The following is a 22,401-nucleotide window of genomic DNA, read 5'->3' as shown; positions in this document are numbered from 1 at the left end:
TGCGCGGCTGAGTCAGTAGCATTTGAGTCAGTAGCAGTGACTCCCGGGGTTCATTCCCTGGGAAGCAGCGGTCCGAGCGGCCCGAGGTCCAGATTCAGGTCCTCGGGCCCCAGTCCGTACCGCTCACGCAGTTCGGTCATACGGTCGTCGAGGAGCATGAGCGTGAGCCCGATCCGCTCTTCCTGGTCCTCACTGAGATCTCCCGTGTCGAAGCGGCGCAGCGCCTGGCGTTCCATGAGCTGGCGCAGCAGCTCGACGACGGTCAGCACGAGTTTGACCAGGTCGCGTTCGACGGTGTCGGGTTCCAGGTCGAGCCGGTTGCGGCGTTCGGTCACGTCAGTCCCCCCAGGGCGACGGCACCTGCTCGTTGACCGAGCTGATCAGTGCGTTCAGGTCGATGCGGACCAGGTCGACGTCCGCGATGCGCAGTGTGATGTCCCCCGTGATGACGACTCCGCCGGCGAGCAGCCGGTCGAGCAGGTCCACGAGGGCGATCTCCCGGCGTTCGACGACGGTCATGCCCCCTCCCCTGCGGCCGCTTCTCCCGCAGCCGCTTCTCCCGCGATCTCTTCTCCCGCAAAGGAGTAGGCAGCCCATGGACCGGTGAGTTCGACCCGTATTGCCGGGCTGTCCGCCTTTGTTTCGCCCTTGGTGCGGTCCACCATTTCCACGAATTCCTCGGAATGATTACGGGGTACGAGATAGGCAGCGTTCAGAACGTTCCGGCCGGACACTCCGGACAGGGCGGGATTCTGCGGGGCGTGCAGCCGGGAATCCTCCGCGTACCCGGAAAGCGCCGCGTGCAGCTCGTCCGCGAATTCTTCGGTCCGCTTCCACGTGTCCTCGGTCGCCCGCATCCGCATACGCCGCTGCCGCAGATAGTCCCGGCCCGACGCCGCCTTCCGCGCGGGCGGCGCTTCACCTTCTCCGGTTTTCCCGCCCCCGGCCCCGGCTTCGGCCCCGGTCTCGGCCTCGGTCTCGGCCTCGGCGAAGACCTTCACGCCCCATTCCACCCGCCCCTCCAGTCGGTCGAGGGTGCGCCGGAAGTCGTCCTCACGCGCCTCCATCATCACGCGGACACCGCTGTCGTCCCGGAAGACGGTGGCCATCCTGAGGGGCAGCGGCGTGGTGACGACGGTGAGCGCGTCGATCACGCTCTGGTGGGCGCGTGCGGTCTCGGTCAGCCAGTCCAGGTCCTCCAGCCGCCGGTGAAGCGGCTCCTGGGCGAAGTCCCGCTCCGGCACATGGCTCACCACGGCGATCAGGCCGTGATGGGTCAGCAGCCGGGGCGGATCGCCCGCCACGCCTTTCAACTGGGCCTGCAGCGGCGCGCCGAAAGGGCGGCAGACGGCGTAGACGTACCGCAGTCCGGTCATGGTGCCTCCTTCACGTCGCGGACTTCACGGCCGGGCTCAAGCTGCTCCAGCCGAGCCAGCCGCTCACGCAACTCGGCGTTCTCCTGGGCGAGTTCGTTGCGGCGGGCACCGGAGGACAGGGCGGGGTCGGTCTCCCACCAGTCGATCCCCATCTCCTTCGCCTTGTCCACCGAGCAGACGATGAGCCGGAGCTTGATCGTGAGGAGTTCGATGTCGAGGAGGTTGATCCGTATGTCGCCGGCGATCACGATGCCCTTGTCGAGCACGCGCTCCAGGATGTCGGCAAGGTTGGCGCCCGAACCCTGTCCGTAGGGTTCGGGCATCCGGCCGGCCATACTCATCGACGGCTCCCACCGTCGGCGTACTCGTACTCGGGCTCTTCCTCGCCCTCCTCCTCGTACTCGTACTCGTCCTCGGGCTCCTCGTCGTACTCGCCGCTCTCTTCCTCGCCGCCGTCCTCGCCCTCGTACGACTCGTCGTCCTCCTGGGCGGATTCCTCCTCGGCGATGGCGTCCTCGTGGCTCTGGACGACCTCTCCGTCGCGGATCTCGCCGCGCCAGCTGTCCGCCGCCTCTCCCTTGAGGGTGACGAAGCGGGCGTAGTTCTTGAGGTCGAGCCGGGCCCGGCGGCCCTGGGCGCGCCAGATGTTGCCGGTCTTCTCGAACAGGCCCGTGGGGTAGTACTCGATGACCAGCACGATGCGGGTGAGGCTGTCGTCGAGCGTGTGGAAGGAGACGACACCCTTCGTGGTGCCCTTGGCGCCCTCCGAGGTCCAGGAGATCCGGTCGTCCGGCACCTGCTCGGTGGTCTTCGCCTTCCAGCTGCGGTTGGACCAGAAGACCTTCAGCTGCCAGTCCGACTGGGTGTCGTCGGCGCGGTTGGCGCTCTTGACCCCCTTCGCGAAGGTGCTGAAGTCCTGGTACTGGGTCCACTGGTCGTAGGCCGTGCGCAGCGGCACGCCGACGTCGACGTACTCGAGGATGACGGTGGGCTTCTTGCCCGCCCCGCCCTTGCGCTTGCCCTTGCCGCCGCCGAGGTTCTTGAAGGCACCGACGACGTTGTCCTTGGCACGCGTGGCGCCGACCTCCAGCGCGGTGCGCAGGGGGCCCTTGCCCTCGGCGAACTTGCGGCCGCCGTCGAGGGCGAGCTTGGCGAAGCCCGGGCTGTTGCCCTCGGCGATGTCGTTCAGCTTGCCGGTGGTCTCGCCGAGTTTGCGGCCGACGCCGACGAGCAGCCGCGTGGTCTGTGCGGCGAGGTACTCCTGCAGTTCGGCCTTGAGCCGCTCGGCGGCCTCGCTCTTCGCCATGTCTGTCAGCGGGGCGGTCGCTCCTTTGGCGCCGCGCGCCGCCGAGGTCGCGGATTCCCGGGTCTCGGTCATCGCTCACCGCCTCCCTTCGGCAGACGGGCCCGGGCTGAACGGGCGCCGCCCCTGGCGGCGGCCGTCTTGCGGGCGGCCGTCTTCTTGGCGGTCTTCTTCGCCGGTGTCTGCTTCGTCGCGGTCTTCTTGGCAGGAGCCTTCTTGGCAGGAGCCCGCTTCGCGGCCGTCTTCCTGGCCGGCGCCTTCTTCGCGGCCTTCTTGGCGGTCTTCTTCGCCGGAGGCTCCTCCTCGGCCTCCGACTCGTCGTCCCTCTCTTCGTCCTCAGGCTCCGAGTCCTCGGGCTCCTCGTTCTCCGGCTCGTCGCTCTCCGCTTCGTCGTCCTCGTATTCCTCCTGGGGCTCCTCGCCCTCGTTCTCCTCCGACTCCTCGTCCTCGTCGTCGTCCTCGAGGAGGTCCGTCGCCCCGTCCGTCATGCCCGTGAGCTCGTCGCGGACCTGGGCGGTGCGTCCGTGGAGGCGGTCGGCGAGGGCGTCGATCTGCCGCTCGACCATCGCGCCCGAGGCTGCCTTGCCGACGCCGCGCAGGTCCTCGCGCAGCTGGTCCCCGATCTCCTTGAACTGCGGATTGTTCTGCAGTTGCTGGGACGCCATGTCCGCAAGCGCCCGCGGGCTCAGATGCATCCGCTTGCCCGCCACCATGGTGCCGACCGCGAACGCCAGTTTCATCTTCTTGGTACGTCCGAGGACGTATCCGGCCCCTATCGCGAGGCCGAGTCCCACTCGGTTCATTGTGTCGTCCAGTTCCCCGGGGCCGCGCCACCGCGCAGGCCGATTTCCAGCCGGTCCAGAAGCTCGTCCTCCTGTCGGTCGAACTCCTCCTCGTCGATCTCGCCCGCCTCCAACTGCTCCTCGAGCTTGGCGAGTTCGGCCCTGACGGTGGCCGGGTCGTAGTAGATCCGTTCCGCCTCGCGCAGCACCTGCCCGATCACCCACCCGCTCCCGCGCACCGGGGCGAAGGGCAGCAGGACCAGCTCACTGATCAGTCCCACGGCCTCACTCCTGGGCGATTCCCGGGCCGGCGGTACTGCCCGCGTGCTCGGCGGGACCGGGCTCGACGAAGCTGTACGGCGGCAGCGGGCCGTTGACGCGCAGCTCGATGTGCGGATAGTCCTTGCGAACCTGCTCGACCGCCGCCAGGAACGTCTCGGCGGAGTCGCGGTCCACGAGGAAGGACAGGTTGACCAGCCAGCCGCTGGACTCCGGGCCCGCGTTCACATCGGCGGCCACCTGCTCCAGGGCGCGCTGCACGTCGGACGCGTCCTCGGCCTCCCGCGCCTGGACGGCGGCCACGACCATCTCGCCGAGCTGCAGCCGCTGGTCGTAACTGCCGCCGCCCGCCTGCCGGTTGGCCTCGCTCATGGCGCGGATCTCCGGGTTCTCGGACATCACGCGGTGCAGGACGGCGTCTTCCTGGTGCGTGGCCTTGACGTTGTACTCGACCTTGCCGTCCAGGGCGTGCAGGCGCTCCTTGTAGTGGTCGGCGCGTTCGGCGAGCACGGAGGTGACCGTGTCGTCGTCCGGGGCGACGCTGCCGAACCTCATGGGCAGCACGGCGCCCTCCGCGCCCACTTCGGCGAGCACGGCCTGGTGGGCGAGCAGGTCCTTGCGCTTGGGCCGCAGCCCCTCGGGGGCGTCGCTCACGACGGCCGCGAGCTCGCCCTCCGTGAGGACGCGGACCGGGAGGGGCGGATCGCCGACGCCGCTCATGCCCTTGGGGAGCGCGGGATACGAGCTCGCGGCGATGCCGTACACGTACGTGCTCATTCCTGCTCCTCCTTCCTGCGCGAGGACGTGGCCTTGCGGGCGCGCGGCCGGGACTCGGTCTCCCGCTCGCGGCCACCCTCGTCACGTGCCTGCTTGAAAGCGTCGGAGATGGTTTCGGCGGCCCCGGAGAGCGCGCCCTTGGACTTGCCGCGCGCGCCGGACTCGGTCATCTCGCCCACGAGGTCGGGCAGACCCGGGTCCTTGCGCGGCCCTGCCTCCAGGTCGAGGCGGTTGCACGCCTCGGCGAAACGCAGATAGGTGTCGACGCTGGCCACGACGACACGTACGTCGATCTTCAGGATCTCGATGCCGACCAGGGAGACCCGTACGAACGCGTCTATGACCAGACCCCTGTCGAGGACGAGCTCCAGGACGTCGTAAAGGCCACTGCTGCCGCCCCCTCCGCCGCTCTGTTGTGCCGGGACAACCGTCATGCCGACCATGCCTCCTTGTCTGTGGACTGGTGTACGGACGTGTGTTTCACGTGGGCGGCCTACCGGCCGCGGTGCGGATCGGACCGCCCGCGTTCGTAACGGCGAACGCGCCGATAGCCGGTGAGCTGCCCCTCGGAGTCGACTTCGACCTGGTAGCTGGCCAGCAGGCTCATCGTGTCGGGCACCCTTTCCAGCTCCAGCACCTCGACCTCCAGCGACCAGCCGTCCTCCGTCTGCTCGAAGGCCGAAGCGCCCTCGACGGCCATGCCGGTGAGCTCCGCGAGCTGGGCACACGCATTGCGCAGCACCTCCATGGGGCTCGGCCTCTTGTCCGCCACGCTGCTTTCCTTGTCTGTCTTCTTCTGCGAGTCCGCGTTCCGTGAACTTTGTGACTCTTGCGTGCTTCTTGTGTTCGCCATGGGCACCTCTGGCTCCGGGTGGCCCCATGGCCACAGAACAAACCTTTACAAGCCGCGCAACGCGTCGAGCCTGCGCCTGGCGGGTCCCAGGGCGCGTGCCTTGCTCGTGACACCGGCCCAGGGTTCGGTGCGGGCCTGGTCGACGGCGTCCTCGATGGTCCAGCGGCGGGCGTGCAGGGCCGGGTCGTCCAGCTGGGCCCAGGTGATCGGGGTGGCCACGGGGGCCCCGGGCCGGGCGCGGACGGTGAGGGGTGCGACGGCGGTCTGCGCGTAGGCGTTGCGGCCCACGTCGAGGTAGAGCCTCTCGCCGCGCTCCTTCTTGCGTGCGGCGGTGGTGAGCCGGTCGGGGTGGGCCTCGGCGAGGGTGCCGGCCACGTCGTGGGCGAACGCGCGGACCTCGTCGAAGCCGTGGTGGCCGTTGAGCGGCACGACCACGTGCAGTCCGCGCGAGCCGGTGGTCATCAGCGCCGAGGGGAGCTTCAGCTCGTCGAGCAGTTCCCCGAGCAGCCCGGCCGCCTCGCGCACCGCCGGGAAGTCGTCCCCGGCCGGGTCCAGGTCGAAGACCAGCCGGTCGGGGAAGCCGATGCCGCCGGTCCGGGACAGCCAGCGGTGCAGCGTGACGGCGGCCTGGTCGGCGAGGTAGAGGAGGGTGGCGGAGTCGTCGCACACGGTGTGGCAGACGGTGCCGCCCTCCTTGGGCACCTCGACACGGGTGATCCACTCCGGATAGTTCTCCGGGGTGTTCTTCTGCATGAAACGGGGCCCGTCGATGCCGTCCGGATGCCGTTCCAGCATCAGCGGACGGCCACGCAGATGGGGCAGCAGGAACGGCGCGGCGGACCGGTAGTAGTCCACCAGGTCGCCCTTGGTGTACTCCTTCGCACGGCCCTCACCGGGGAAGAGCACCTTGCCGGCCCGGTGCACCTCCACCGTGCGGCGCCCGGCCCGTACGGTGCGCACGTCGCCGTCGCTCACCGCACGACCGCCTCCTCCACCAGCAGCTTCCCGGCCGCGGCGATCGACTCGGCGTCGATGCCCGCGGCGTGCAGCTGCTCGTCCGGGGAGGCCGAGCCGGGCATGCCGCGGACGGCGAGGCGCACCAGCCGCGGCACGGCCCGCCCGTCGAGGAACGCGTCGAGGACCGCGTCGCCGATTCCGCCCTCCTCGTGGTGGTCCTCCACGGTGACGAGGCAGCCGGTGTCCTCGGCGGCCCGCCGCAGGGTCTCCCGGTCGACGGGCTTGACCGAGTACAGGTCGATGACGCGGACCTGGATGCCGTCGCGGTCCAGTGCGTCGGCGGCGGCCAGCGCCTCGGCCACGGTGACGCCCGCCGCGACGAGGGTCAGCCGGTCGTGCGCGGAGGAGCGCAGCACCTTGCTGCCGCCGATGGGGAACTCCTCGTCGGGGCCGTAGATGACCTCGCTCTCGCCGCGTGAGGTGCGCAGGTACCGAACCCCGTCGCAGCCCGCCATGGCGGCGACGAGCTGGGCGGTCTGGTTGGCGTCGCACGGGTACAGCACGGTCGAACCGTGCACCGCCCGCATCATCGCCAGGTCCTCCAGGCCCATCTGGGAGGGCCCGTCCTGGCCGATGGCGACGCCCGCGTGCGAGCCGACGAGGTTGATGCCGGCGCCGCTGACGGACGCCATGCGCACGAAATCGTACGCGCGCGTCAGGAATGCCGCGAACGTGCCGGCGTACGGCACCCAGCCGCGTGCCGCGAGCCCCACCGCCGTCGCGACCATCTGCTGCTCGGCGATGTAGCACTCGAAGTAGCGGTCGGGGTGCTCCTTGGCGAAGAACTCCGTCCGGGTGGAGTCGCCGACCTCGCCGTCGAGGGCGACGACGTCTGAGCGACCGGTGCCGAGTGCGGCGAGCGCCTGCCCGTACGCGTTCCGTGTCGCGACTCCCTTTCCGTCGTTCCCCTTGTCCCAGCGGGGCAGTTCGAGGTGTCCGGCGCGTACGGCGTGCAGGATGCGGGCGGCGGCCGGCTCGTGGACCTGGACGCGGAGGTCGCGGCGGCCGCCGAGTTCGGCGATCGCCTCGTCGGCGTCGGGCAGCGGTTTGCCGTGCAGTCCCTCGCGGTCCTGGACGGACGCGACGCCCTTGCCCTTGAGGGTGCGGGCGAGGATCACGGTCGGCTGCCCGGTCGTCGAGACCGCCTCGCCGTACGCCCGGTCGACGGCGTCCACGTCGTGTCCGTCGACCTCGATGGTGTGCCAGCCGAATCCCTGGAAGCGACGGGCGTAGGCGTCGAGGTCGTGCCCGTGCCGGGTCGGCCCGCGCTGCCCCAGCCGGTTCACGTCGACGATCGCGGTGAGGTTGTCCAGATGCTCGTACGACGCGTGCTCGGCGGCCTCCCAGATCGAGCCCTCGGCCAGCTCGCTGTCCCCGCACAGCACCCACACGCGGTAGCCGGTGCGGTCCAGCCGCTTGCCGGACAGCGCGATGCCGACGCCGACGGGCAGCCCCTGGCCGAGCGAGCCGGTGGCCGTCTCGACCCACGGCAGCCGGCGCGGCGTCGGATGCCCTTCGAGGCGGCTGCCCAGCTTGCGGAAGGTGAGCAGTTCGGCGTCGTCGATGGCCCCGGCCGCCTTGTAGGCGGAGTAGAGAAGCGGCGACGCGTGTCCCTTTGACAGGACGAAGCGGTCGTTGCCGGGGTGTGCGGGCCGGTCGAAGTCGTACCGGAAGTGGTTGGCGAGGAGTACGGCCATCAGCTCGGCGGCGGACATCGAGGACGTCGGATGCCCGGACCCCGCAGCGTCCGATGCGCGCACGCTGTCCACACGCAACTGCTGGGCGAGCTCGACGAGTTCGGCGGTGTTCATGAATCTCCCTCCGCGGGGGTGTCGGGGCGCTTGACGGGACCGGCAGCTTCCGCGGCCCCACCGCCCGGTTGGTTGTTCGTCGCCTCGAAAGCGGCCGACTCGGTGTCGGTGTTGAGGTCGGTGTCCCGTGTCGTTGCCGCTCCGGAGCCCGAGCGGGTCTCGGCTGCCGCCCACGGCCTGCCCGCCACCCGCGCCAGTTCCGGGGACGCGGTGTCCAGCGGTACCGACCAGGAGCGGACGAGGCCCAACTGGACGGCCTGGCGCGGCAGTACGGCATCCAGGAGCCAGTCGGCGGCGACCCTGACGCGGTTGCCGGGCATCGCCGCGATGTGGTAGCCGCGGGCGACCGCGCCGGCCAGCGGGCCGGCCAGGGGGATCCCGAGCGGGTTGGCGGCGGCCTGGGCGCCGCCCAGATCCACGACGAAGCCGAGGTCGCGGTGGCGGTAGGTGCGCCGCTCACCGGTGCCGAGGGACGCGGCGACGTTGTGGGCCACGACCTTGCCGTGCCGCCAGGCGTGCTGCGCGGTCATCGGGGTGTACTTCCCGGGGTCGTTCAGATCCGGCACCGCGGCCGCGTCGCCGCATGCGAACACCTCGGGGCGGCCCGGTACCTGAAGGTGCGGGTCGACGAGGAGGCGGCCGCGTTCCAGCGGCTGCCCGGTGCTCTCGACGAGCGGATCCGGCCGTACGCCGACGCACCACACGAGCGTGCGGCTGTCCACGAACTCGCCGTCGGTCAGCAGGACTCCGTCGTGCGTGGCCTCCTGCACGGAAGTCCCCATGCGCACCTCGACGCCCCGCTCCCGCAGCACCCGGTCCGCGGTGCGCGAGAGCCGTTCGTCCAGCTCGGGCAGGACCCGCGGCGCGATGTCGAGCAGCAGCCAGCGCGGCCGTACACCGCCCGGCAGCGGACGCCTGCGGACCTGTGCGTCCGTGTACCGCCGGCCCTGGGCGGCGACCTCGGTCCCCGTGTATCCGGCGCCGACCACCACGAACGTACAGCGCGCGGCGCAGCTCTTCGGGTCGTCGGCGGCGGCGGCGAGTTCCACCTGCCGCGTGACGTGGTCGCGCAGGTACAGCGCCTCGGGCAGCCCCCGGAAGCCGTGCGCGTGCTCGGCGACCCCGGGGATGGGAAGCAGCTTGTTGACACTGCCGACGGCGAGCACCAGCCGGTCGTAGGCGAGCGTGCCGCCCCCGCCCTCGGGGTCGATGTAGTGCACGCTCCGCCCGTCGAGATCGATACCGTCGGCCTCGCCGAGCACCAGCCGTACGTGCGGCAGGGTGCCGGACAGGGAGACGGCCACCCGGCGGGGTTCCAGGATGCCGGCGGCGACCTGGGGCAGCAGGGGCAGATACAGGAAGTAGTCGGTGGGGTTCAGCAGGGTGATGTCGGCCTGGTGCCGGACCAGCCGGGACAGGGTGCGGGCGGTCCGGTAGCCGGCGAAGCCGGCACCGACGATCACGATGCGGGGTCGACTCACGGTGGGCCTCCGGCGCTGTCGCGAACCTCGTACGTGAGCCTTCCGCGTCCCCCTGGTCAGAGCACCCAAACTGGTCGGAGCGCCCGAACGTGCACCGGTTTCCGCCCCGGGCGCCGGGTACCCGGACGGCGAACCACCCCTTGCGTCACCAGCCATCGGAGGTACTCCCCATGCCCGAGTACGGCTACTTCCTCTCCTGTGAGGAGTTCGGTCCCGCGGATCTCGTCGAGCAGGCGAGGATGGCCGAGCAGGCGGGATTCCGGTCGCTGTGGATCTCCGACCACTACCACCCGTGGAACGGCTCGCAGGGCCAGAGCCCGTTCGTGTGGTCGGTGATCGGCGCCCTTTCGGAGGCGGTGTCGCTGCCCGTCGAGACGGCGGTGACCTGCCCGACCGTGCGGATCCACCCGGCAGTGGTGGCGCAGGCGGCGGCGACCTCGGCGGTGATGACGAACGGCCGCTTCCGGCTGGGGGTCGGCACCGGCGAGGCCCTCAACGAGCACATCCTCGGCCATGTCTGGCCGCCCGCGCACGTGCGGATGGAGATGCTGGAGGAGGCGATCCAGATCATGCGCCGGCTGTTCACCGGCGAGGAGGTCAGCCACTACGGCACCCACTACAAGGTGGAGAACGCCCGCCTCTACACGGTGCCCGACGAGCCCGTCCAGATCGACATCTCCGGCTTCGGCCCGGCGGCCACGAAGCTCGCGGCGCGTGTGGGCGACGGCTACATCACGATGATGCCGGACGCCCCGATGGTGGAGCAGTTCCGCAAGGGAGGCGGGGGCGGCAAGCCGGTGAGCGGCGGCACGAAGGTCTGCTACGGCACCGACCGCGACGAGGCCGTACGGACGGTGCGCGAGCGGTGGTCCAACCAGTTCCTGCCGGGCGAGATGGGCCAGATCCTGCCCTCGCCCAGCCACTTCGAGCAGTTGGAGCCGCTGATCACTCAGGAGACGGTGCGCGAGAAGTCGGTCTGCGGGGACGACGTCGACGAGCACGTCTCGGCCCTGACCGCCTTCGCCGACGCCGGCTTCGACCGGGTGTACGTCAACCAGATCGGCCCCGACCAGCGCGGCTTCTTCGACTTCTACCGTACGAAGGTGCTGCCGCAGGTCCAGCAGGGCTGAGGGGCGACGATGACGAAACTCCACCGTCCCGTCGTCTCCGTCTACACGGTGCCGACCGACGCCCCCGAGGCCGACGGCACGCTGGCCTGGGACTCCACGACCATGGTGATCGCCGAGGTGGCGGCGGGCGACGAGACCGGCACGGGCTGGACGTACGGCCCTGCGGCGGTCGGCGACTTCGTCAGCGGCCATCTCGCCCCGCTGGTGGAGGGCCGCGACGCCCTCGACATCCCCGCCACGCACGACGCGATGTGCCGCTCCGTGCGCAAAGCGGGCCGCCCCGGGATCGCGGCCTGTGCGATATCGGCACTCGACATCGCCCTGTGGGACCTCAAGGCCCGCCTCCTCGAACTCCCCCTGGCCCGGCTCCTCGGCGTCTGCCGGGAGCGGGTCCCGGTGTACGGCAGCGGCGGCTTCACGACGTATCACGACACCCACCTGGCCGCCCAGCTGAACGGCTGGGTGCACGGGCAGCACATCCCGCGCGTCAAGATCAAGATCGGTGAGGGCTGGGGCCGGGACGTCTCCCGGGATCTGGCCCGTGTCCACGCGGCACGCCAAGTGATCGGCGCCGAGGCCGAGTTGTACGTCGACGCGAACGGCGCCTACACCCGCAAGCAGGCGGTACGGGTCGGCCGGGCCCTCGCCGAGCACGGCGTGGGCTGGTTCGAGGAGCCGGTGTCCTCGGACGATCTGACGGGCCTGCGGCTGGTCCGCGACGCCCTGGTGTGCGATGTGACGGCGGGTGAGTACGGCTACGACCTGCCGTACTTCGCCCGCATGATCGCGGCGGGCGCGGTCGACTGCCTGCAGATCGACGCGACCCGCTGCGGCGGCATCACGGAGTTCCTGCGCGCGGCGGCGCTGGCTCACTGCCACGGCCTGGAGATCTCCACGCACTGCGCCCCGCACGTCCACGCCGCGGCGGCCGCCTCGCTGCCCAACATCCGCCACATGGAGTGGTTCCACGACCATGTGCGCATCGAGGACATGTTCTTCGACGGGGCGCTGGATCCGACGGACGGCACGGTGCGGCCGCTGGGCGGGATCGGACACGGGCTGGCGCTGCGGACGGAGGAGGTGGAGGAGTACCGGGTCGCCTGACGGCGAGCCCGGCTCTCCCACGGCCTGATCTCCCACGGCCTGAGTCTCTGACGGCCTGTTCTCTAACCGCGGGCCCTGCGGCTCAGTTCGCCCACCGCTTTGCCCGCCACCAGGAGGCCCGCGCCGAGAGTGAGGGCCTTCCCGAACCGGCCCCGGTTCCTGGAGACCCAGTCCTGCGGGCTGTCCTCGACCGCCTCGTCGTCGAACCGCCCGTGTGCCCCGAAGTCCCGTCCGTGCGGTCCGTCCGCCGGGCTCCACAGGTTGGCGGTCTCGTCGTGCTCGCCCTCGTCCTGCTGGGAGTCGAAGCCGGTGCGGGCGAGATAGCGGTCGAGTGCTCCGGGAGCCACCGCGTTGGCGATGAGGGTGGCCGCCGTCGATCCTCCGACCCAGTACTCGCGCCGCCGCCCGTGGGCAGCCGCGTGCACGATCGCCCGTGCCGCGACCTCCGGCTGGAACACCGGCGCCACCGGCCGCGCCTTGCCCGGCATCCGACTCAACACCCAGTCGAACTGCGGGGTGTTGACCGCCGGCAGCTGCACCATCGTCGTACGGACACCACTGCCCGTGTGCAGCAGTTCGCAGCGCAGCGACTCGTTGAACCCCTGGATCGCGTGTTTGGCCCCGCAGTACGCCGACTGCAGGGGAATCCCCCGGTAGGCGAGCGCGGAGCCGACCTGCACGATCGTGCCCCGGTCGCGCGGCAGCATGTGGTGCAGCGCGGCCCGGGTGCCGAACACACAGCCCAGGTACGTCACTTCGGTGACCCGGCGGAACTCGTCCGCGGTGATCTCGGTGAACGGCGCGAAGACCCCGGCGAAGGCGTTGTTGACCCACACGTCGATGTGCCCGAACATGTCGGCGACCTGCTGGGCCGCGTCGTCGACCGCCTTGGCGTCGGCCATGTCGACGGTGACGACGAGGGCCTCGCCCCCGGCGCGCTGCACGTCGTCAGCGGCCGCGGCGAGGCCCTCGCGTCCCCGGGCCAGCAGGGCGACCCGGTCGCCCCGGGCGGCGAAGGCCAGGGCCGTGGCCCGTCCCACGCCGCCACTGGCCCCGGTCACCACAACGGTCCTGCGGCGCGGCGGCTCGGATCCGCCCCAACGCATACGCACTCCTCGTCACGCCCTGTGGTGCGGCGGCTCGGGGTCGATTCCGTCGGCGCTCGGTGCCGCGGGCACGCCGGTCGGTGCGCCCGTCTCGCCGGGTGCGACCGGCGGCTTCGGCGGAATGGGCATGCCGAGGCCGGTGGGCGGTGTCACGGGGGCCCGGTCGCCGGTGACAGGGTCGCCCTGGCCGGCGGCGAGGCCGGCCTCGTGTGCGGCCGTGGGCCGGGATGCCGAGGGCCGGGCCGCGCCACGCAGGAGGTAGGCGACGGCGCCCAGGATCGCCGCGGTGATCAGCGCGGCGGCCCAGTCGGGCAGCCCGAGGGCCAGGGCCAGTCCCACCGCGAGTGCGAGGGCCGCGCCCGCGTACAGGGCGACGGCTCCGGACGCGGCGTACAACGTGGCCGTCCGCCGCTGCTTGCGAGTCTGTTCGCGCAGTTCGTCGCGCACGGTCTCGCGCGCCACCTGCGCCAGCTCGTCGACCAGGTGTTTGTCCAGGTGCTCCAGATGATCCAAGCCTTCCATGACCGCCGGGTACCCTCGGTCACCGCCGCGTAACGCCATGGCCGCCGCCCGGGTGCGTGGACCCGGAACCGAGATGATCACCGGAATGGATCTCCTCACCCGGGTGCCCCAACTAGGCTCGTCCCCATGGATATTCTGGGAGCCACGCTGCGCGTATGCGTCGACGACCTGGAGACCGCGGTCCCCTTCTACGAACGCCTCGCCGGCGGCAGAGCCCTCCGCTTCGAGCGCGGGGGCGTGCAGGTGGCCGCCGTCGGCTGCTTCCTGCTGATGAGCGGGCCCGCGCAGGAGCTGGATCTGTTGCGCAAGGTCTCGGCGACGATCGCCGTCAAGGACGTCGCGGAGGCCCACGAGGTGCTCACCGAGCTCGGCGCGCACATCCTCGCGGGCCCGGTACCGTCACCGGCGGGCCGCACTCTGCTCGCGATGCATCCGGACGGGACGGTGTACGAGTACGTGGACCGAAACTCGTAGCCGCCCGCTCACATGTCCCGGGCGACGGTCCGTGCCACCTTCTTCGCGGCGGGCCGCAGTTCACGTTCCACGGCGCTCTCGGTCCGCTCGTCGAGGACGACCTTCGCGACCGACGGGCCGCGCCGGTCGAGGAGTTCGATGCGCAGATGGGTCGGCGGGTGCGTGGAGTCCTGCTGGTGCCAGTCCAACGCGCTGACCCTGCGCAGCCGTTCGCGTTCACGCGGCGGCACCGACGCCAGGTGCTCGGCGAGCCGCGGCCACAGGGTCTCGTCCATGCGGGGCGCGTCCTGGCGGCTCGCGAAGGCCGCCGCCTCGTTGGACAGCCGGCGCAGTTCGGAGTCGATCCGGTCGGCGTGCAGCAGCGTCTCCATGAGGTCCCGGGCAGCCTCGGTGGAGGCGACCTCGGCGGCCAGGTCGTCGGCGAGGTACTCGCGGCGCGGCAGTCCGCGCAGGGAGACCTTCTCCAGCAGGGTCAGCCCGCTCTGGGCCGCGTAGTACGGGATCCGCATCATGCCGATCACCAGCAGATGCGTGAGCCGCCCGTCCCAGGGGTCCGGGGTGAGCACCGCGACCCACAGCCGGAGCGTGTGCAGGGCGCTGCCGACCAGGCTGCCGTGCCGTGTGTCGCCGTTCGCGAAGTGGCCGAGCTCGTGCCCGAGCAGGGCGACCTTCTGCTGCGGGGTGAGGACGGCCCACAGACCGAGGCTTAGGGCGCTTCTGATGGATCTCCGTGGGAGAAGGAGCGGCGTTCGGTGCGTGCGCTCGGCGTGCGGTGTGAAGGGTCATGTGGCGGAGCCACCTGTCCCTTTGCGCCGTGCGGCGAGGGTGCGTGCCGGGCGTCGCGACGCCGCGGAGATCCATCAGAAGCGCCCTAGGTGCAGGACGCGCCGCCGCAGACCGTACGTCGTCACCGCCGCGTTGACGTACGGCTCCACCACGATCGCGTCGACGCTGCGCGTGTCCATCTCGGCGGCCACGGAGTCGACCAACGCGAACAGCCGGGGCGCGTCGGCGCGCCCGAGCTGTGGTGCCGTTCCGCCGAGCCTGGGGAAGCGGGGGCGCAGCACGAGGAACGTCAGCACCAGCAGCGCCCCGAACGCCACAGCGAAGGGGTTGCCCCAGCCCGCCACCAGCAGCCACGCCCCCACGCCGAGCAGCACGAACGACAGTCCGTGCACCAGCAGCGCCAGCACACGCGCCAGCACGGACGAGGGCGTGAGCCGTGCCCGCAGCCCTTGCGTGCCCTCGCGGGCCAGTTCCTCGAAGGTCGCCGTACCGTGCCGTCCGGCGAACTCACGCCGCCGTTCGGCGGTGCCACCGACTCCGTACACGAACAGCTCGGGCGCCACGTTCCAGTCGCAGCCCGCGCACCACACCCGATACCCCTCGTGGACGGGCATTCCCGTCCCGCACTGTGGACAGACCTGCTCGGTCGTCGCTTCCGGCATACGTCCCCACCCCTCACATGTGCCGCACATGTGTGCGGCGACGAAGGAGTGTGCGAACTCGGTTCCACCCGATGGAAATCGCACCCGTGTTCTCAGAAGTCCGGAGTCTCAAGACCACAGAGTCGTGAGGCTCCGGAACTCAGGACTCCGGCGGCCGCATCCGGAAGTCGAAGTGCGGCGGGAGCGGCTCGTCGCTGAGCCTCGCCCACAGGCGGCCGACGGCCTCCGCGCCCTCGCGCAGGTCGGCGACCTCGAAGCCCGCGGCGAAGACGGCCCGCGCCTCGTCGGGCCGGCCCTCCGCGAGCAGCAGCTGAGCGTCGATCAGCCGGAACCGGCCCTGCCCCCGGATCGCCGGGTGCAGCCGCTCCCGTACGCCGCGCGCCTGAGCCGTGCGGCGTACGGCGAGCAGCGCCTCGATGGCCTCGCGGCCCAGCGCGGCCGTGGCCGCCGTCCACGACTCCCCGTTGTCGCGCCGCTCGTGGCACAGGTCGTCGAAGGCGTCGGCGTACCGGTCCGCGGCCCGCTCGTGGTTGCCGGCCTCCTGGTCGGCGACGGCGAGGCAGCGGAGCAACGGCCAGAGGGACGGGGCGAGTTCGAGGGCCCGCTCCCAACTGCGCACCGCCTGCGCCCGGTCGCCGGCGTGCCACTGGGCGACGCCCAGGTGGTACTCGGTGAGCGGGGTCGCCGGAGCGGTCTCCAGCATGTCCCGCCAGTGCGGGGCGACCAGCGTCTCGCCGGGCGGCCGCACCCGGCGCGGCTCGGGGAGGGTGCCGGCGCGCAGGAGCTGCAGCCAGGGCTTCTGGGCCTCGCCGAGCGTGCCCTCGTCGAAGGGGGTGCCGGGCAACTTCCAGTCGCCGCGCAGTACTTCGAGTGCGCCCCAGCCGGAGCCGGTGGCGAGGATCTCGCCGGGGTCGGTGTCCGCGTACGGTTTCCAGGCGGCGTGGGCGGCGTCGACGTCGGCGCGCGGAAGCACGGTCTCCAGCCGTGTCTCCGCCTCGCGCACCACGGTGTCCCACCCCCCTGCCTCCGGTGACTCCAACGGGCCATACGCCTCAAGCCAGCTCACCTCGCTCTCCGCGTCCATCAGCACGTGCTCCAGCTGGGTGCGCGCGAGCCCGGCTTGGATCTCGCAGTACCCGTCGGTGTCCGGCTCGGTGAGCCACTCCTGCCAGCGCCGGCCGCCACTGCCGGTTCCCCACACGAACAGCTTCCGGCCGCGCAGCACGTCGGTGGACGTCTGCACCAGCCCGCGCCCGTCGGCGTCGAGGGCGGCGATCCAGCGGCGCCGGACGTCGGGCAGCTCGTAGAAGTAGTCAGCGGCGTAAGGGCTGTTGAGCGGGTAGCTGCGGTCGACTCCCTCGTACGACGGCACGGGTACCCGGCGCAGACGCCGCTCGTATCCGAAGTGCCAGGCCTCCCGCGCCGGCGCCAGCACTCGGCGCTCCTCCGGAACTGCGATGTTGGACCACCAGTAGGTCGGCACGGCCCGCTCGTGCGGATTGCGGATGCGGACACCGACGTACAGGAAGTCGGAGTGCTCCGGCAGCCAGAGGTCGACCTGGAAGGGCAGGTCGCGCAGGCGTTCCCACTCCCACAGGCGGAGCATCTCGCCGCCGTCGGGGGCGGGGACGCGGGCCGCGTGCAGCGGGGAGCAGGAGAGGGTGGTGTGGCCGGTGGCGCCGATGTTCCATTCGATGCCGCCGGAGTACCAGGCGCCGTTGAGGGCGAAGTTGGCGGGCTGGAACACCGGGTTGCGGTAAAGGAGTTCGCGGCCGGTCGGCTTGTGCAGGAGAGAGGCGACGCGGCCCCCGAGTCCGGGCAGTACGGTGGCGCGCAGCCGGTCGTTCTCGATCACCAGGGCGTCGATCTCCCGGGGTTCGCGCGCCCGCCCGTATCCGTCCCGCACGCGTACCGGCAGCAGGCTGTGCAGTGGTGCGAGGCCGACCTGCCGGGCCATGTCCCGCGGCAGCTCGTCCCGGTCCCGGTCCTCGATGCGGTGCACCTCGTGGAGCATCCGCAACGGCGGCAGCGGGTTGTCCGGACCCGCCTCGGCGGCGGGCAGGGTGAGTACCTCACGTCGGATGGTCGTCACGATCACCATGGAAGCCGCTCGCCGGTGAGCTGACCAGGGGAGCTACCGGTCAGGATTCCGCAAAGGCCGCCACGACCGTGTCCGTGAGCAGCGCGCCCGCCGTCCCCTCCGGGTCCAGGTCCGGGTCGTAGATGGTGATGTTGAGGCCGACGCAGTGCGGGGAGGCGAGCAACGGACGCAGCAGGGCCACGAGTTCGTCGGGAAGCAGCCCGTCGGGGTCGGGGCTGTCGACGGCCGGCATGACGGACGGGTCGAGCACGTTCGCGTCCAAGTGCACTCAGAATCCGTCGAGTTGGGGTACCTCGAAGGCCTGGGCGGTGGCTCGGGCGAGCGCGTCGGCACCCCACTCCCTGATGTCCCCGACCGTCACCACCGGGATCTTCAGGGCGGCGAGCTCGGTCCGGTCGTCCTCGAAGCAGTCGCGGATGCCGAAGAACCGCACGTCCTCGTCGCGCAGATAGGGCTTCAGCCCCTCCAGATCCGTCAGGTCCTCCTGGCCGCGCCCCGTCGCCAGGGCCACCTCCTCGCCGATCCCGTCGGAGTTGCCCGGGTGACGGAAGTCCGGTGAGGCGTCCACGGCGGCCGGCCCGTACCGGCCGAGCCGGCGCATGGCGAGCGAGGCGCCGAGCTGGATGGAGCAGTCGCCACCGAGGACGACGGGGAAGTCCCCCGCGCGCAGGTGCCGCTCGATGCGGTCGGCGAGCCTGCGGGTGTACGAGGCGAGGGCGGCCGCGTTGAAGACGCCGTCGCCCTCCTGCCAGTCACCTCGGTCGTAACGCGGCGGCACGACCACCCCGCCCTCCAGGGCTCCCAACCGCTGCACGATCCGCTGTTCCCGCAAGGCGCCGGCGAGCTTGTGGCAGCCGGGCCCGGTGCCGGGGGCGGGCGGGCGCAGACCCAGGTTGGAGGGTGCGTCGAGCACGACGAAATTCCCCATGCGGTGCATCCTCGCCGACATACAGTCGGCCCTTCAACGGAATTCGACGCGGGAGCAGACCGATGAGCGAGCAGCACACGTACCGGGTGATCGTGCGAGGCACGTGGGACGCGCTGAGCGACGAGGCCCGGCAGCGGCTGCTCGCCGAGGCGGCCGACCACGGCCTGACCAGCATGAAGTTCACCGAGGAGGGCTCGCTGTCGTACGAGCCGGCGCCGCTCAAGCACTTCTCGATGCGGTACGTGGTGGTGTCGGACGCGGCGGACGGCGAGGAGATGGCGGGTGCGATCGCCGAGGACCGCGCGCAGGAGACGCTCCGGGTGCTGGGCTACGGCTTCCGGGACCTGAAGTCCACCGTGACGGACCTCGACACCATGAAGATCAACTTCAAGCCCGCATCTCGGCGGTGATCGCCCAGCGCTCGTGGTCCCGCCAGGCCCCGTCGATGAAGATCATATTCGGCGAGAAGCCCTCCAGGCGGAAGCCGCAGGAGCGGGCCAGTGCGATCGAGGCGGTGTTCTGGGGCTGCGCGTTGATCTCCAGCCGGTGCAGCCGCATCGGCCCGAACGCGTACCCCACCACCAGGTCAAGGCCCTCTCGCATCAGCCCGCGCCCGGCGGCGTGCGCGAAGGCGCCGTAGCCGAGCGCACCGCACTGGAAGCCGCCCTCGATGATGTTGTTGATGTTGATGAACCCGGCGATGGCCCCGTCGCCCTGCTCGCCGTCCTTCTCGCAGACCAGGAACCCGGCCTTCGCCGGGTCCTCGATCAGCCGGCTCGCGTACGCGGTGTACGCGTTCGTGGCGTCCGGCGGGAACAGCCAGGGCTGATGCAGGTCCTTGCTCTCGCGGGCGCGGGCGGTGAACTCGGCACCGTCCTCGTAGGTGAAGTGACGTATGCCCACGCGGGGGCCTTCGGCGAGGTAGCGGGATGCGGTGTGCGGCATCCCGCCACCCTACGACCGCCCGGCCGCGCCACCTCGTGAAATACGCCCCCCGGACGGCTCGGCCGGCCTCATCCGCCGACCACGGGCAGCTGCAGCACGCCCGTGTCCCGGGGCGCGCTGACCACGGTCACCGGCTTGATGCCCCGGTTGCCGAAGTACGCGTCGTCGCTCGCCGCGATCACGAACCGCAGCCGGTGCCCCTTCTCGTAGCGGTGCACGATGCCCGGCAGGGTCACGGTGACGTTCTTGGTCACGTCCGGCACCCGGACCGGCGCGATCAACCGGTGCACCAGCGTCTTGGTGCCGTCGGGCGCGATGTCGTACAGCTTGGCGAACAGGACGAGCCGGTCGGCGGCGTTGCCGGAGTTCTGGACCCTCGCCGCCGTAGGTGAGACGACCCTGAACGTGGCCCTGGGCGCGCCGACGACGTCCGCGGTGCGGGTGAGCGGTGCGCTGGTCCAGCCGAGGTAGGTGCCCGCGGTGTCGTACGGCCCCGGGTCCGGCAGCCCGGCGAGTCCGGACAGCGAGCTCTCCGAATGGCTGGTGGGCGTCAGCCCGTTGGCGTACGTACGGCTGCCGCGCGCCACCTTCTTGCGGTTGTCGACGAGCTTGCCGTCGCCGGAGAGGTAGAACGTCCGGCTGAGAGCGGGGAGCCGGGCGGCGGTGGCGTAGGTACGGCCCGGGTCTGCGATCCAGTCGCGGTAGTAGGCGAAGGCCGGTCCGGTGTCGGTCTCCCGCTGCCCGCGCAGGTAGCGGTCGAACCAGGAGAGGATCCGTTTGCCGACGTAGCTGGACTCCAGGTTGCCCTGGTTGAGGTTGAGTTCACCGCTGGCCGGGTCGGTGACGCCCCCGCTGTGCCCCCAGGACTGCCAGATCATCCTGGCGGTCGTGCCCTGGGCCCTGAGCGTCTTGTACGTCGCGGTCGCCTCGTTGAGGTTGAAGAGGCTGTCGGCCTGCCCCTGGATCAGCAGGGTGGGCGCCTTGACCCGGCTCAGGTAGGACACCGGGGAGACGCTGCGGGCGTAGGAGACCAGCGCGGCGGTCGGTGCGGCGCGATAGCTTCCGGAGTTCAGGGTGTGGATGGTGTCGCAGGCCTTGGCCACGAAGTGCAGACAGGTGAGGGAGTTGATCCGGGACGGGTCGAGGTTCGGCTTCGTCAGCGGCTGGCTCTCGCCGATGAGGTAGAACCCGTTGGCCCACTGCCATTTGTAGGCGCCGGGGACGGTGGCGGAGGCGTTGTTCGGGTCGAGCGCGTAGACGAGGTCGTTCCATGTGATCAGCGGGACGAGCGCGTCGACGCGGTGGTCGACGGCGGCCGTCGCCAACTGGATCGCCCCTCCGTACGAGCCACCGACCATGCCGACCCGCGGGTCGCCGACGGCGTCGAGGGTGACGAAGTCGGCTTTGGTGCCGTCGTCGGCGGCGCGCTTGCCGCCCAGGAAGTCGATCAGCCCCGAGGCGGCCCTGCCGTCCACGCCCGGGTCGTCCAGCGAGATCAGACAGCCGGACGCACCGAAGCCGAGCCCGGAGTAGATCAGGGAGACATAGCCGCGCTCGGCGAAGGCCTTGCCGATCGCGTCGGTCGAGCCGTCGGACTTGCTGCCGCCGAAGCCGTTCGTGGCGAGCACGGCCGGGGCCGGGTGAGCCTTGTCGACGCCCGTCGGCCGGTACAGGTCGGCATCGACCGTGCAGGGGTGGCCGCCCGCCTGGACCGTGAACTTCAGTGCCGTGACGGTGTATCGGCCGGAAGGGGCGGCGGAGGCGGGGGCGGTGAACGCGAGAGGGACGGTGAGCGCCGCGCCCAGGGCGAGGGCGAGGGGAACTCGGGATCTGGACACGCGTCGGGACACTGAGACCTCCACACTCAGGGCAGCCCTGCTTACCGACCAGTAGCTACCGGCCGGTTGTCATGGTGTGACACGTGTCAGACGGGGGTCAATCGCCCAGACGAGTGTTGTTGACGGATGATCAGCGAAACGGATCGACGCAAGGGCTCAGCGCAGAGGCTCAGCGAAGCCGCTCAGCGAAGGGCTGGCTGATCGAGCGTCAGAGTACCTGCCTCCGTGTCCAGTTCGGCCGCCACACCAAGGGGGACGGTCGACGCGCCCGCGCAGTGCCCGAATCCGAACTCCTCGATGACGGGGACGCCGAGCCCGGCGAGCCGGTCGACGAGAACCGGGCGCAGTTCGGCGTACGGGCCGCACTGGTCCCACGACCCGAGCGCGATCCCGGTGAGGCCGTCGAGCCAGCCGCTGCGCAGCAGCTGGGTCAGCGTCCGGTCGATGCGGTACGCCCGTTCGCCGACGTCCTCGATCATCAGCAGCCCGCCCCGGGCGCCGGCCCGGGCGTGCGGGGTCCCGAGGTCGGAGGCGAGCAGGCTCAGGCACCCGCCCAGCGTGACGCCCCGGGCCCGTCCGGCCACCAGGGCGGCACCGCCGGATGCGATGGTGCGGACGCTCTCCGGAGCGAACAGGGTGGCCCTGAGGTGTTCCTGCGACCGGGTGTTCTTGATGAAGTCGACACCGGCGGCCGCCGGTCCGTACAGGGTGACCAGGCCCAGCCGGGTGGCGAAGGCCTGGTGCAGTGCCGTGACGTCGCTGAAGCCCACGAAGACCTTGGGTCCGGCGGCCCGCATCGCCTCCCAGTCGAGCAGATCGATCATCCGCTGTGCTCCGTACCCGCCCCGCGCGCACAGCACCGCGGCCACCGACGGGTCGCACCAGGCGTCCTGCAGATCGGCGGCCCGGTCCGCGTCCGTGCCGGCCAGGTAGCCGAACTCGCCGTGCCGGTCCAGCACATGGGGCGCCACCACCGGGTCGAGGTCCCAGCCGCGCAGCACGTCCAGCCCCGCCTGCAGCCGCTCCTCGGGCACGGGTCCGCTGGGTGCCACGACGGCCACGCGGGCGCCGGGGGCAAGTCGGGACGGTCGCAGAAGGTCTCTCGCCTGCTCGCTCATTCGCTCTC

General features: G+C 71.1%; 25 protein-coding genes and 1 pseudogene. 4 read left to right on the top strand and 22 right to left on the bottom strand.

What is annotated here, in order from left to right:
• Nucleotides 1-50: 50 nt before the first annotated feature.
• The 13 genes from OG870_RS37320 to OG870_RS37260 are packed head-to-tail and all read right to left on the bottom strand — an operon-like array spanning nt 51 to nt 9,679.
• Complete coding sequence (locus OG870_RS37320) at nt 51-335, bottom strand: gas vesicle protein K (protein WP_266591258.1); 285 nt, start codon at nt 333-335, stop codon at nt 51-53.
• Between the two features lies 1 nt (nt 336).
• The gene (locus OG870_RS37315) at nt 337-519 is read right to left on the bottom strand and encodes a gas vesicle protein (protein WP_266525162.1); all 183 of its coding nucleotides are present in this window, start codon (nt 517-519) and stop codon (nt 337-339) included.
• A complete protein-coding gene (locus OG870_RS37310) occupies nt 516-1,376 on the bottom strand; it encodes a GvpL/GvpF family gas vesicle protein (RefSeq protein WP_266591256.1) in 861 nt (286 codons plus the stop codon). Before OG870_RS37310 ends, OG870_RS37315 begins: the two co-directional genes overlap by 4 nt.
• Nucleotides 1,373-1,717, bottom strand: coding sequence for a gas vesicle protein (locus OG870_RS37305; RefSeq protein WP_266591254.1), 345 nt, complete (start codon nt 1,715-1,717; stop codon nt 1,373-1,375). Before OG870_RS37305 ends, OG870_RS37310 begins: the two co-directional genes overlap by 4 nt.
• Complete coding sequence (locus OG870_RS37300; protein WP_266591252.1) at nt 1,714-2,754, bottom strand: SRPBCC family protein; 1,041 nt, start codon at nt 2,752-2,754, stop codon at nt 1,714-1,716. The genes OG870_RS37305 and OG870_RS37300 overlap by 4 nt, the downstream gene beginning before the upstream one ends.
• A complete protein-coding gene (locus OG870_RS37295; protein WP_266591250.1) occupies nt 2,751-3,482 on the bottom strand; it encodes a DNA primase in 732 nt (243 codons plus the stop codon). Before OG870_RS37295 ends, OG870_RS37300 begins: the two co-directional genes overlap by 4 nt.
• The gene (locus tag OG870_RS37290; protein ID WP_266591248.1) at nt 3,479-3,742 is read right to left on the bottom strand and encodes a gas vesicle protein GvpG; all 264 of its coding nucleotides are present in this window, start codon (nt 3,740-3,742) and stop codon (nt 3,479-3,481) included. The genes OG870_RS37295 and OG870_RS37290 overlap by 4 nt, the downstream gene beginning before the upstream one ends.
• Before the next feature lie 4 nt (nt 3,743-3,746).
• Nucleotides 3,747-4,517: a GvpL/GvpF family gas vesicle protein gene (locus tag OG870_RS37285; protein ID WP_266525150.1), complete on the bottom strand. Its 771-nt coding sequence runs from the start codon at nt 4,515-4,517 to the stop codon at nt 3,747-3,749.
• Nucleotides 4,514-4,951: a gas vesicle structural protein GvpA gene (locus tag OG870_RS37280; RefSeq protein WP_266591246.1), complete on the bottom strand. Its 438-nt coding sequence runs from the start codon at nt 4,949-4,951 to the stop codon at nt 4,514-4,516. Before OG870_RS37280 ends, OG870_RS37285 begins: the two co-directional genes overlap by 4 nt.
• 59 nt (nt 4,952-5,010) lie before the next feature.
• Entirely contained in the window at nt 5,011-5,370 is a 360-nt protein-coding gene (locus OG870_RS37275; RefSeq protein WP_266591244.1) for a gas vesicle protein GvpO, read from the bottom strand.
• Nucleotides 5,371-5,415: 45 nt separating this feature from the next.
• Entirely contained in the window at nt 5,416-6,345 is a 930-nt protein-coding gene (gene ligD, locus OG870_RS37270) for a non-homologous end-joining DNA ligase (protein ID WP_266591242.1), read from the bottom strand.
• A complete protein-coding gene (locus OG870_RS37265; protein WP_327691940.1) occupies nt 6,342-8,198 on the bottom strand; it encodes a transketolase in 1,857 nt (618 codons plus the stop codon). Before OG870_RS37265 ends, ligD begins: the two co-directional genes overlap by 4 nt.
• On the bottom strand, nt 8,195-9,679 hold the full coding sequence (locus OG870_RS37260; RefSeq protein ID WP_327691939.1) for an NAD(P)/FAD-dependent oxidoreductase: 1,485 nt from the start codon (nt 9,677-9,679) through the stop codon (nt 8,195-8,197). Before OG870_RS37260 ends, OG870_RS37265 begins: the two co-directional genes overlap by 4 nt.
• 170 nt (nt 9,680-9,849) lie before the next feature.
• Here OG870_RS37260 and OG870_RS37255 point away from each other — a divergent pair, with 170 nt between their 5' ends.
• Nucleotides 9,850-10,809 (top strand): LLM class F420-dependent oxidoreductase, encoded by a 960-nt coding sequence (locus OG870_RS37255; protein WP_266591236.1) that lies wholly within the window; start codon nt 9,850-9,852, stop codon nt 10,807-10,809.
• A gap of 9 nt (nt 10,810-10,818) precedes the next feature.
• Nucleotides 10,819-11,913, top strand: a complete 1,095-nt coding sequence (locus OG870_RS37250; protein ID WP_266591234.1) for an enolase C-terminal domain-like protein — start codon at nt 10,819-10,821, stop codon at nt 11,911-11,913.
• Between the two features lie 62 nt (nt 11,914-11,975).
• Here the strand turns inward: OG870_RS37250 and OG870_RS37245 are convergent, their stop codons facing one another.
• Both OG870_RS37245 and OG870_RS37240 read right to left on the bottom strand, forming a co-directional pair.
• Nucleotides 11,976-13,019 carry an SDR family oxidoreductase gene (locus OG870_RS37245; RefSeq protein ID WP_266591232.1) on the bottom strand — a complete coding sequence of 348 codons (1,044 nt, stop codon included), beginning with the start codon at nt 13,017-13,019 and terminating at the stop codon, nt 11,976-11,978.
• A 12-nt stretch (nt 13,020-13,031) separates the two neighbouring features.
• Nucleotides 13,032-13,541 carry a phage holin family protein gene (locus OG870_RS37240; protein ID WP_266591231.1) on the bottom strand — a complete coding sequence of 170 codons (510 nt, stop codon included), beginning with the start codon at nt 13,539-13,541 and terminating at the stop codon, nt 13,032-13,034.
• 126 nt (nt 13,542-13,667) lie between these two features.
• Here OG870_RS37240 and OG870_RS37235 point away from each other — a divergent pair, with 126 nt between their 5' ends.
• Nucleotides 13,668-14,015 (top strand): VOC family protein, encoded by a 348-nt coding sequence (locus OG870_RS37235; RefSeq protein ID WP_266525134.1) that lies wholly within the window; start codon nt 13,668-13,670, stop codon nt 14,013-14,015.
• A gap of 8 nt (nt 14,016-14,023) precedes the next feature.
• On the opposite strand, the gene OG870_RS37230 is transcribed toward OG870_RS37235, so the two are convergent.
• The 4 genes and pseudogenes from OG870_RS37230 to OG870_RS37215 all read right to left on the bottom strand — a co-directional run bounded on the left by OG870_RS37230 (nt 14,024) and on the right by OG870_RS37215 (nt 18,492).
• Nucleotides 14,024-14,737, bottom strand: coding sequence for a M48 family metallopeptidase (locus OG870_RS37230; protein WP_266844800.1), 714 nt, complete (start codon nt 14,735-14,737; stop codon nt 14,024-14,026).
• 138 nt (nt 14,738-14,875) lie between these two features.
• Nucleotides 14,876-15,463 (bottom strand): hypothetical protein, encoded by a 588-nt coding sequence (locus OG870_RS37225; protein WP_327691938.1) that lies wholly within the window; start codon nt 15,461-15,463, stop codon nt 14,876-14,878.
• A gap of 139 nt (nt 15,464-15,602) precedes the next feature.
• Nucleotides 15,603-17,564 carry a DUF5107 domain-containing protein gene (locus OG870_RS37220; RefSeq protein WP_327691937.1) on the bottom strand — a complete coding sequence of 654 codons (1,962 nt, stop codon included), beginning with the start codon at nt 17,562-17,564 and terminating at the stop codon, nt 15,603-15,605.
• 40 nt (nt 17,565-17,604) lie between these two features.
• A pseudogene (locus OG870_RS37215) lies at nt 17,605-18,492 on the bottom strand (arginase family protein).
• A gap of 62 nt (nt 18,493-18,554) precedes the next feature.
• On the opposite strand from OG870_RS37215, the gene OG870_RS37210 reads away from it, so the two are divergent.
• Nucleotides 18,555-18,902 carry a DUF6204 family protein gene (locus tag OG870_RS37210; RefSeq protein ID WP_266525126.1) on the top strand — a complete coding sequence of 116 codons (348 nt, stop codon included), beginning with the start codon at nt 18,555-18,557 and terminating at the stop codon, nt 18,900-18,902.
• On the opposite strand, the gene OG870_RS37205 is transcribed toward OG870_RS37210, so the two are convergent.
• The 3 genes from OG870_RS37205 to OG870_RS37195 form a co-directional block, all read right to left on the bottom strand.
• On the bottom strand, nt 18,880-19,437 hold the full coding sequence (locus tag OG870_RS37205) for a GNAT family N-acetyltransferase (protein ID WP_266591222.1): 558 nt from the start codon (nt 19,435-19,437) through the stop codon (nt 18,880-18,882). The two genes, OG870_RS37210 and OG870_RS37205, sit on opposite strands and share 23 nt — an antisense overlap.
• 68 nt (nt 19,438-19,505) lie before the next feature.
• Nucleotides 19,506-21,287 carry a CocE/NonD family hydrolase gene (locus OG870_RS37200; RefSeq protein ID WP_406348604.1) on the bottom strand — a complete coding sequence of 594 codons (1,782 nt, stop codon included), beginning with the start codon at nt 21,285-21,287 and terminating at the stop codon, nt 19,506-19,508.
• 170 nt (nt 21,288-21,457) lie between these two features.
• A complete protein-coding gene (locus tag OG870_RS37195; protein ID WP_266591218.1) occupies nt 21,458-22,393 on the bottom strand; it encodes a S66 peptidase family protein in 936 nt (311 codons plus the stop codon).
• Between the last annotated feature and the right edge of the window lie 8 nt (nt 22,394-22,401).

It is taken from the genome of Streptomyces sp. NBC_00461 (assembly GCF_036013935.1).
GTDB lineage: Bacteria > Actinomycetota > Actinomycetes > Streptomycetales > Streptomycetaceae > Streptomyces.
This window is presented reverse-complemented; position numbering and strand designations above follow the sequence as displayed.

Bases quoted from the DNA above. Each gene is read 5' to 3' on its own strand.
- OG870_RS37295 (WP_266591250.1), bottom strand. From the start codon at position 3,482: ATGAACCGAGTGGGACTCGGCCTCGCGATAGGGGCCGGATACGTCCTC.
- OG870_RS37210 (WP_266525126.1), top strand. From the start codon at position 18,555: ATGAGCGAGCAGCACACGTACCGGGTGATCGTGCGAGGCACGTGGGAC.
- OG870_RS37265 (WP_327691940.1), bottom strand. From the start codon at position 8,198: ATGAACACCGCCGAACTCGTCGAGCTCGCCCAGCAGTTGCGTGTGGAC.
- OG870_RS37315 (WP_266525162.1), bottom strand. From the start codon at position 519: ATGACCGTCGTCGAACGCCGGGAGATCGCCCTCGTGGACCTGCTCGAC.
- OG870_RS37285 (WP_266525150.1), bottom strand. From the start codon at position 4,517: ATGAGCACGTACGTGTACGGCATCGCCGCGAGCTCGTATCCCGCGCTC.
- OG870_RS37220 (WP_327691937.1), bottom strand. From the start codon at position 17,564: ATGGTGATCGTGACGACCATCCGACGTGAGGTACTCACCCTGCCCGCC.
- OG870_RS37275 (WP_266591244.1), bottom strand. From the start codon at position 5,370: ATGGCGAACACAAGAAGCACGCAAGAGTCACAAAGTTCACGGAACGCG.
- OG870_RS37195 (WP_266591218.1), bottom strand. From the start codon at position 22,393: ATGAGCGAGCAGGCGAGAGACCTTCTGCGACCGTCCCGACTTGCCCCC.
- OG870_RS37245 (WP_266591232.1), bottom strand. From the start codon at position 13,019: ATGCGTTGGGGCGGATCCGAGCCGCCGCGCCGCAGGACCGTTGTGGTG.
- OG870_RS37235 (WP_266525134.1), top strand. From the start codon at position 13,668: ATGGATATTCTGGGAGCCACGCTGCGCGTATGCGTCGACGACCTGGAG.
- OG870_RS37310 (WP_266591256.1), bottom strand. From the start codon at position 1,376: ATGACCGGACTGCGGTACGTCTACGCCGTCTGCCGCCCTTTCGGCGCG.
- OG870_RS37300 (WP_266591252.1), bottom strand. From the start codon at position 2,754: ATGACCGAGACCCGGGAATCCGCGACCTCGGCGGCGCGCGGCGCCAAA.
- OG870_RS37205 (WP_266591222.1), bottom strand. From the start codon at position 19,437: ATGCCGCACACCGCATCCCGCTACCTCGCCGAAGGCCCCCGCGTGGGC.
- OG870_RS37240 (WP_266591231.1), bottom strand. From the start codon at position 13,541: ATGGAAGGCTTGGATCATCTGGAGCACCTGGACAAACACCTGGTCGAC.
- OG870_RS37225 (WP_327691938.1), bottom strand. From the start codon at position 15,463: ATGCCGGAAGCGACGACCGAGCAGGTCTGTCCACAGTGCGGGACGGGA.
- OG870_RS37250 (WP_266591234.1), top strand. From the start codon at position 10,819: ATGACGAAACTCCACCGTCCCGTCGTCTCCGTCTACACGGTGCCGACC.
- OG870_RS37305 (WP_266591254.1), bottom strand. From the start codon at position 1,717: ATGAGTATGGCCGGCCGGATGCCCGAACCCTACGGACAGGGTTCGGGC.
- OG870_RS37255 (WP_266591236.1), top strand. From the start codon at position 9,850: ATGCCCGAGTACGGCTACTTCCTCTCCTGTGAGGAGTTCGGTCCCGCG.
- OG870_RS37280 (WP_266591246.1), bottom strand. From the start codon at position 4,951: ATGACGGTTGTCCCGGCACAACAGAGCGGCGGAGGGGGCGGCAGCAGT.